Here is an 8,063-nt window from a genome sequence, read left to right as displayed (position 1 = left end):
GGGTGCCGATAGGCGGGGGGATCCCCCTTGATAAGGGGGGTGCCGATAGGCGGGGGGATCCCCCTTGATAAGGGGGGTGCCGATAGGCGGGGGGATCCCCCTTGATAAGGGGGGTGCCGATAGGCGGGGGGATCCCCCTTAATAAGGGGGGCTGACGATTTTAACACCTACCTACTTAGCTTGCCGTAACAAGGGAAAATTGCTAGTTTTTGTCTGTGGCAGAAAATACAGACGAAGCACTGATCACCAGCTGACTTTGCCTTGGAGCTTGCTAATTTTTCCCTGACCGATTCCCGATACTCGATCCAAATCTTCTAGGGAAGTAAAGGGTTTTTGTTGCCGGGCAGCGATAATTTTTTCGGCTAATTTGCCACTGATACCGGGTAAAGTATCTAATTCTTCTTTGGTGGCGGTGTTTAAATTAATTAAGCGATCGCTTTTAATTGTTACAGATTGGGGGCAGTTTTTTCTATCTTGTTCGATCCGATTTTTAATAGTTTCCGGCAGTCCTAATTTAGCGGTACGGTAAAGATATTGAAATTCTCGATCGAAATGAGCGGCAACGGTGGGATTATCGATAATAACTAAAGCTTCATCGTTTTGGTGGTTAGCGGCTCTTGACCAATTATGAGAACCAGTAATCACAATTTTATCATCGATTAAACCGAATTTATGGTGTAATTTATCTCCCGGGGCTAGAACGGGAACTCCTAGGGTATTAATTGGGTTTTGCCAAGGCTGATTATCTGGTTCATAACGACATTTATTACTGAGAGCAACTCCTAATAAATCTAATCCTTCGCTATAGTATCGGAAGGCAAAACTAGGATCAATTAAAGCTTTAATTTCTATCCCTTTTTGATGTCGTTGGGCGAGAATATTAGCTAGAGGCTGTTCCGTCAGGACAAACAGGGCTAAATTCACGGATTTTTCAGCTTTATTTAAAGTTTCACCGATCAGACCATTGCTAGTAATTGCCCAGGGATAAGTAGTAGAATCGGGGGAAAATTTTACCGTCAGACTACTATTACCGATAGTAATTTTTTGCGTTTTTCTTTGGGGTTTATCTAACCCAAATTTAGGCCGATATTCCCTTCCCCACATCAGATTAAATTCTCTTTGAAAAACTCTAGCTAGTGGGGGATTATTAATGACTAATAAGTGATTGGCATTCCCGACAGTTTGGGGATTAGAAAAGTCTCCATGAATATCACTTAAGGTGTAGTTAGCTGAACTGATTAAAGTAGTGTAATTATCAATAACCATGAATTTATGGTGCATTAACCCGCTACCTTTTGAGCGATCTGCCCTATCATCAATTAGGGGAATGCCAGCTTTTTTGAGGATAGTAATTGCATCTCTTTGGGCGATTTCCTCTGGAGTTAATTTACCATCGCGATTTATGTCAACTAAATCAAAAAGGTTTTGATAACGTTCCTGTTCTCGATCGCTTGATTGTTCTTGATTTTTAGCTAAACTATTAATAGGTTTATTGTAAATATTTTCGAGAATAACCCTAACTTTAATTCCCTGTTGCTGACGCTCCACTAAAGCTTGAGCGATGGCGGGTAAACGTAACTCTTGCACCGCTAGATCGATCGAACTTTTTGCCGAGTTGATATTATCAATAATAACCTGTTCTAAATTATCCCCCGGGCGATTAATTTGGCGATAGGGATCGGTATAATTTGAACCCTGGGCTTGATTATAATTAAAATAGACTTGAATATATTGATCTTGGGGCAAGGGTTGGGGACGATTTTGGATAACATTCAGAGAATGACAGCCCCCCAAAAGAAAAACTGTTCCTAACAAAAATCCTAACTGTCCCATAGGCCGAATTTTTTTTAATCTCAATTTATCTATTGCCATTTTTGTCCACATAATTATCATTACCCTAGGATTCAGGAGGGAATTTTTACCTAAGGAGGTTCTCGGAAATCGGTATGTACTAAATTGATTATAATCAATCCTGATTCTAGATTGAAGACGATGGCTTTGTCTTTGATTGCTTAAATCGCTGACCAAAGATGTGACATCTAGTTAGGGAATTTTGTTATAATCTGGGGAACAATAGCACTGTTCTTCTAGATTTGGGTTTTACCATGACTGAACTTTTACCCCAATGCAGTAATCTGGCTGGTAATGTTAACAGTATAATTGAACTATTCAAAGGCGAATCCTCTCTCCGCAATCAACAGGATACCAGCAAGATAGAAATTGCCCTACAAAAAGCCATTTCTCCCAAATTTGAAATCGTTTTTGCCGGTGCTTTTAGTGCCGGGAAATCAATGTTAATCAATGCACTTTTAGAGCGAGAATTGCTGTATAGTGCCGAAGGACACGCAACGGGTACAGAATGTTATATTGAGTACGCAGAAGCTGATGAGGAAAGAGTGGTTTTAACCTTTCTCAGCGAAGTAGAAATTCGTACTTTAGTCGATACCGTCTGTCAAAATCTGCAATTAACTAATCCCAGTAACATTAATTCCCCCGAATACTGTAGTCAGTTAAACCAATACTGTCAAAAAATTATCGAACAGGAAGGGGGAGAAGGCAAATCCGAGCGAGCTAAACAAGCTCAGGGTTTAAAATTATTAATTGAAGGATTTACTCAAAATCGTGAGCGGATCCATACGCTGCATAATGCCACCTATTCCATGGAACAATTTCACTTTTCTAATTTAGCAGAAGCGGCAAGTTTTGCCCGTCGTGGTAGCAATAGCGCCGTCTTAAAACGTCTAGAATATTACTGTCATCATCCTCTCCTTAAAGATGGTAACGTTTTGGTAGATTTGCCCGGTATTGATGCGCCAGTCAAAAAAGATGCCGCATTAGCCTATCGTAAAATAGAGCATCCTGATACTTCGGCAGTGGTTTGTGTTTTAAAGGCTGCTTCTGCGGGAGAATTAGCCACAGAAGAAACGGAATTACTCGAAAAAATTCGCTCTAATGCTGGTATTCGTGATCGAGTTTTTTATGTTTTTAACCGCATCGATGAAACCTGGTACTCAGCCCAACTAAAACAGCGTTTAGAAAACCTAATTCAAACGCAATTTCGTGATACTTCCCGCATTTACAAAACCAGCGGACTTTTAGGTTTTTATGGGTATCAGGTGAAAAATCAAACCAATATTAATCAGCGTTATGGTTTAGATTCTATCTTTACCGAAAGTGTTAAAAATTTAGGAGGAGAAGAAGAAACACCGCAATTTGTCAGCGAGTTTAATAACTATTGTGCCAACTCCGGTAAATTACTGGCAACTCCCTTTAAAGTTTCCATCCACGGTTATGAAACTCCTAATAAAAATTACTTCCGAGTTTTAAGCGAGTGGGGAACTCCTTTACTAGAGCAGTTAATTGCTGATAGCGGTATCGAAGAATTTCGCAGGGCAATTACTCGTTATCTCACCGAAGAAAAACGCCCGCAATTGTTTGCAACTTTAGCCGATGATTTACAATCTCTCTGCATTACTCTCAAAAATTATTATCAAGGGATTTATAGTGATTTAGAAAGTCAACCACGAGAAATTGAGGCGATGAAAGCTCTGGAGTTAAATCACCTCAATCAAGAGTTAAAGGAAGTGGGAGAGAAATTAACTAAACATATCGATGGTTATGTCAATGCTGTCGTGGTTAATAGCGATGAAAACTTTGAGGAAGACTTTAAGAAACTGAAAGCGAGAATGGTATCAAGATTGGATGAGTTATTAAATACTTTTTCTGTTAAAAATGCTTACTCGCAAGCGACTTTAACTCATCCTCGAAATGCTACAGCACCTTTATTAGCAGTATTAGTGGAAGCTTTTTATTATCTGTCTAACCAGCTAGAAGATGTGTTAATTGAGGAGTCAACCAGTTTAATTAGTCGCTTTTGTCAGCGTCTTTTAGATGCGGTAAGACAAGGTGATTATTATCGACAAATTTACCGCTTATTAGGCAATGATGGCCACCTAGAAAGTCAGCTAAAACAGCTAGAATTGCAGTTAATTCATGCCTTGATTTCCGAAGCAAAAACTGAGTGTGATCGCTATGTACGAGAAAATCATAATTTTTACAACGAAGGCACTTTTTCGATCTTTCAATTTCGGCAAACTGTGCAACAAACTGCCCAAGGTTATGACTGTGAAAGTATTCTTGCTGCCGAACCTGCTATCCGTCAATTACTTAAGTTAGATTTTGAGCCAAAAGTATCAGCAACAATTCATAAAAACTTCCGCCAAACTGTTAATAATACTCTGAAAAATCAATTGATACCAATGGCAAAAAAACAAGCGGATACTATTCTACAACAGTTCAATCAAGCTCGTTCTTATCTAGAACAAACTTTAGAACAGGAAGCGGCGGAAAAAATTGCGAATAATGCCCGCAAACAGGAAGAAATTCACCAAAAAATTGAGGATTATAACCAAGCGATAAACTCTCTCAATACTTGTTTAACTGCTATGGGTTTACAGAAAAATCATTTACCTATAATTGGTGAACAAGAATTAGAGATTGTCCCTGAAGTTGTTAATGACTCCAGCAATTAATATGGGGAGTGGGAAGGTGGGAAGTGGGGGGAAACAATCCATCTATTAAAAACGGATTTGGTGTCAAAGCAAAAAATTAATTAAAATTAAACCTCATCGGGGGATAAGCGATCGAAGTCTTGTTATTCTTAAACTGGTAGGTTTTGGGATTTTTCTAGGCCCGCAGCTTAACCCGATCAACCGATAACCGATAGAGGGGTGCAGAATGGGAGAATGGTTAGATTTTACCGATGAAGTGGTCACTGTTAATGGCAAAGGTGAGGAAATTAAACGGGAAAAAGTCACTAATCGAGGTTATAAATATTTTTTCAGCAAAAAAACCTTTTTAGAAATGATTTCTATCCCTAGCGGTCAATACCTCATCGGTGCGCCCAAAAGCGAGTTAGGCTGGAAATTGAGTCAAAGTCCCCAATCTCCGGTTAATATTCAGGCTTTTTGTCTGAGTCGCTACCCAATTACCCAACGACAATGGCGCGAGGTGGCAAAATTAGAACCAGTAAATATTGAACTTAATCCCTATCCGGCCCATTTTGAAGGTTACGATCGCCCCGTAGAACAAATTAACTGGTGGGAAGCGGTGGAATTTTGCGATCGCCTATCCCGTCTCACGGGACTGAATTATCGTTTACCCGCAGAAAAAGAATGGGAATACGCTTGTCGGGGGGGTACATCAACCCCTTTTCACTTTGGCCCGACAATTTCCACGGATTTAGCCAACTATTCCGGGGTGGACTGGGATTATGGCGGCAAAGTGTGCAGTTATGGTCGTTATGGGGAAGGTCGACTAGGATGCGATCGCAGGGAAACCACACCGGTAGGAATGTTTGCCGTCGCTAACCCTTTCGGACTCTACGACCTGCACGGAAATGTCAGGGAATGGTGTGCAGATTACTGGCGCGATAACTACGAAGCAGCCACAATAGAAGATAGGGACAGACGAGTTTTACGGGGGGGTTCCTGGAATGACAGCCCCAACAAGTGTCGCTCGGCCTACCGGGTCAAATTTCTGGCTACTGCTGGACTCTATGATATCGGTTTTCGTGTCGTTAGCGATAATTCTCCTTAAATCTGAAAACCGATCACTGATTACCGGTGACAGGGAGGTGAAAAAATTGAACATAGAACTACCCCAGCAAATAATCAGCGAATTTTGTCAGAAATGGCAGATATCTGCAATGTGTTTATTCGGATCGGTTTTGCGGGAAGATTTTCGTCCAGATAGCGATATTGATATACTGGTCAGTTTTCAAGATAGTGTTTCTTGGGGACTTCTGGAGTTTTCGAGGATGAAACGGGAATTAGAGAATTTATTGGGACGGAAAGTTGATTTGCTAACGAAAAAATCGATCGATCAGAGTCATAATTGGATTCGTCAACGAGAGATTTTAGGGACAGCGCAAGTGATTTATGTGGCGGGATAAGGCTTTTTTACTAGATATTGTCCGAGCAGGTCAATTAGCTCAATAATTTGCCGAGCAACTGGCAAAATTTGCAGGTGTTTGTCAGAAAAATTTTTAAAATGTACCGATACTCGATCGAGAGTTAGAATTGATTTTAGAGACAATAAAGGTGATTTAACCAAATGATTGCTAACTTTGACCATAACTATCTTTCCCCGGAAGATTATTTAGCAACGGAGAGAATAGCCAAGGATAAACACGAATATATTCGCGGTCAAACCTACGCCATGGCTGGTGCAAGTAAAGCCCACGGTATGATTATTATCAACTTAGCCACACTTTTAAAAAACCGGCTGCGGGGTAGTGGTTGTCTTGTCTATGCCACAGATATGAAAGTTTGTCTAGAAATAGCTAATAGTTATTTTTATCCCGATCTTGTGGTCACTTGCGACTCGCGAGATAATCAGTCTTTCTCGGAAGATTTTATCCGTTATCCGCGCTTGATTGTAGAAGTATTATCCCCCACTACGGCTGCCTTTGCTCGCAACGCGCTCGCGAAGCGAGATCGGGGTGATAAATTTGCCGACTATCGTTCCCTTGAAACTTTAGAAGAATACGTTCTTATCAGTCAAGAACGCATCAGTGTGGATTGTTTTCGTCGCAATGACGAAGGATTCTGGGTTCTTTATCCCTACAGCAAAGGAGCAGATATTTATCTAGCTAGTATCGATTTTCACTGTGCGATCAAATCTTTATATGAAGATATAACAGAAATCTGTTAAAAAATCAGATCAGTTTTTTTCTGTTTACTATTTACTTTTTACTTGATTAATGCTTGTCATCCTCTCCGCTATTATTCCAGTGGGTTTTATCATCCTCATCGGTGTGATAGCAGGAAAAATTCTCACTGTTGAAGTGCATTCCCTTTCCCAAATCACGGTGTATATTCTTGCCCCCGCTTTGGTAATTGATGGACTCTATCACACCACTTTATCCGGCAGCAATATCGGTTTAATTCTCCTAGGCTTTGCCCTTATTTCACTGGTAATGGCGATTGTCGTCGAAATTATGGCCTATTGTCTCAGTCTCGATGATGATACCCGCAAAAGCCTCATGGCTGCCGCCGTGATGCCCAATAACGGTAATATGGGTTTACCGGTGGCTAGTTTCGCCCTGGGTGCGGCTGGACTGGAAAGAGCGATAATCTATATGATTGGCTCTAGTATTCTTTTATTTGGTATTAGTCCCGCTTATTTGCGAGGAAAAAGCTTTCTTTCAGGATTTCGCTTAGTTTTTCGCTTGCCCTTAATCTGGTCAATTTTTATCGGCATTAGCTTTCAAACTTTCTCTTTTCATCTTCCCCTGCAATTAGATAAAAGTATTAGCTATCTAGGAGAAGCGGCAATTCCTTTGGCTTTAATTATCCTAGGTATCCAATTATCTCAGCAAAAATTAGCGATCGGTAAATTAGAATTATTAGGGTCCTGTTTGCGTCTTTTAGTCGCTCCTCTTTTGGCATTTGCGATCGGCAGTAGTTTAGGATTAACTGGTATGGATCTAAAAATTCTCATCCTACAAAGTGCCATGCCCACCGCCGTTAATACCGTCATTTTAGTCACAGAATTCGGTGGTTCAGCCGCTTTAATGGCCCGCACAGTTGTGGTCACTACCCTTGCTAGTTTTCTGACTATTCCTTTCTTTCTTTGGTTATTAAAAGTCTATTTATAGCAGTTATCTTAAGGGTGAGGTGCGAAGTTTTCGTTTTGTTAACTGTTGACTGAAAAAAGCTCCAGCACTCCCTTTTCCCTTCTCCACAACTCCCACTCTGCAATAACTACTGGCAGCCAGAAATACGTTGGGTTCATATCATACTTTGTGCTTTTTGTCAAAAAAACTTTTTTTTTGCAATAAAACTACACAAAAAAAAGATCATCGTTGTGGGTGAAATTGACTGATTTACCCGTCCTAATTAGGATCACCTTGTAGGTGTGGCAAGGGTTTCAACCATTGCTGTCCAAAAAAGCACAGAATAACCCATTATGAAATTCAGTAAAATCGCTGTAACCATCATAACATCGTTGTTAAATAAAAATCTTTCTCAATTAATTCTTAAGAATTTGTAAATATTGCG

General features: G+C 40.4%; 7 protein-coding genes. 5 read left to right on the top strand and 2 right to left on the bottom strand.

Annotated elements, in window-relative coordinates:
- Window positions 1–243: 243 nt before the first annotated feature.
- Complete coding sequence (locus IM456_RS10520; protein WP_287693703.1) at window positions 244–1,884, bottom strand: DUF655 domain-containing protein; 1,641 nt, start codon at window positions 1,882–1,884, stop codon at window positions 244–246.
- A gap of 221 nt (window positions 1,885–2,105) precedes the next feature.
- Between IM456_RS10520 and IM456_RS10515 the strand changes: the two genes are divergently transcribed.
- The 3 genes from IM456_RS10515 (at window position 2,106) to IM456_RS10505 (ending at window position 5,953) form a co-directional block, all read left to right on the top strand.
- Complete coding sequence (locus tag IM456_RS10515) at window positions 2,106–4,532, top strand: dynamin family protein (protein ID WP_149988188.1); 2,427 nt, start codon at window positions 2,106–2,108, stop codon at window positions 4,530–4,532.
- Window positions 4,533–4,737: 205 nt separating this feature from the next.
- Complete coding sequence (locus IM456_RS10510) at window positions 4,738–5,598, top strand: formylglycine-generating enzyme family protein (protein WP_125730160.1); 861 nt, start codon at window positions 4,738–4,740, stop codon at window positions 5,596–5,598.
- Entirely contained in the window at window positions 5,558–5,953 is a 396-nt protein-coding gene (locus IM456_RS10505) for a nucleotidyltransferase family protein (RefSeq protein ID WP_149988187.1), read from the top strand. The genes IM456_RS10510 and IM456_RS10505 overlap by 41 nt, the downstream gene beginning before the upstream one ends.
- Here IM456_RS10505 and IM456_RS10500 read toward each other — a convergent pair.
- Entirely contained in the window at window positions 5,938–6,135 is a 198-nt protein-coding gene (locus IM456_RS10500; protein WP_172970565.1) for a hypothetical protein, read from the bottom strand. The genes IM456_RS10505 and IM456_RS10500 overlap by 16 nt on opposite strands.
- On the opposite strand from IM456_RS10500, the gene IM456_RS10495 reads away from it, so the two are divergent.
- Window positions 6,115–6,714 carry a Uma2 family endonuclease gene (locus IM456_RS10495; RefSeq protein WP_149988186.1) on the top strand — a complete coding sequence of 200 codons (600 nt, stop codon included), beginning with the start codon at window positions 6,115–6,117 and terminating at the stop codon, window positions 6,712–6,714. The genes IM456_RS10500 and IM456_RS10495 overlap by 21 nt on opposite strands.
- A 49-nt stretch (window positions 6,715–6,763) precedes the next feature.
- Window positions 6,764–7,660: an AEC family transporter gene (locus IM456_RS10490; protein WP_149988185.1), complete on the top strand. Its 897-nt coding sequence runs from the start codon at window positions 6,764–6,766 to the stop codon at window positions 7,658–7,660.
- The last annotated feature ends 403 nt before the right edge of the window (window positions 7,661–8,063 follow it).

The organism is Microcystis sp. M079S1, assembly GCF_020246425.1.
Classification (GTDB): domain Bacteria; phylum Cyanobacteriota; class Cyanobacteriia; order Cyanobacteriales; family Microcystaceae; genus Microcystis; species Microcystis aeruginosa.
This window is presented reverse-complemented; position numbering and strand designations above follow the sequence as displayed.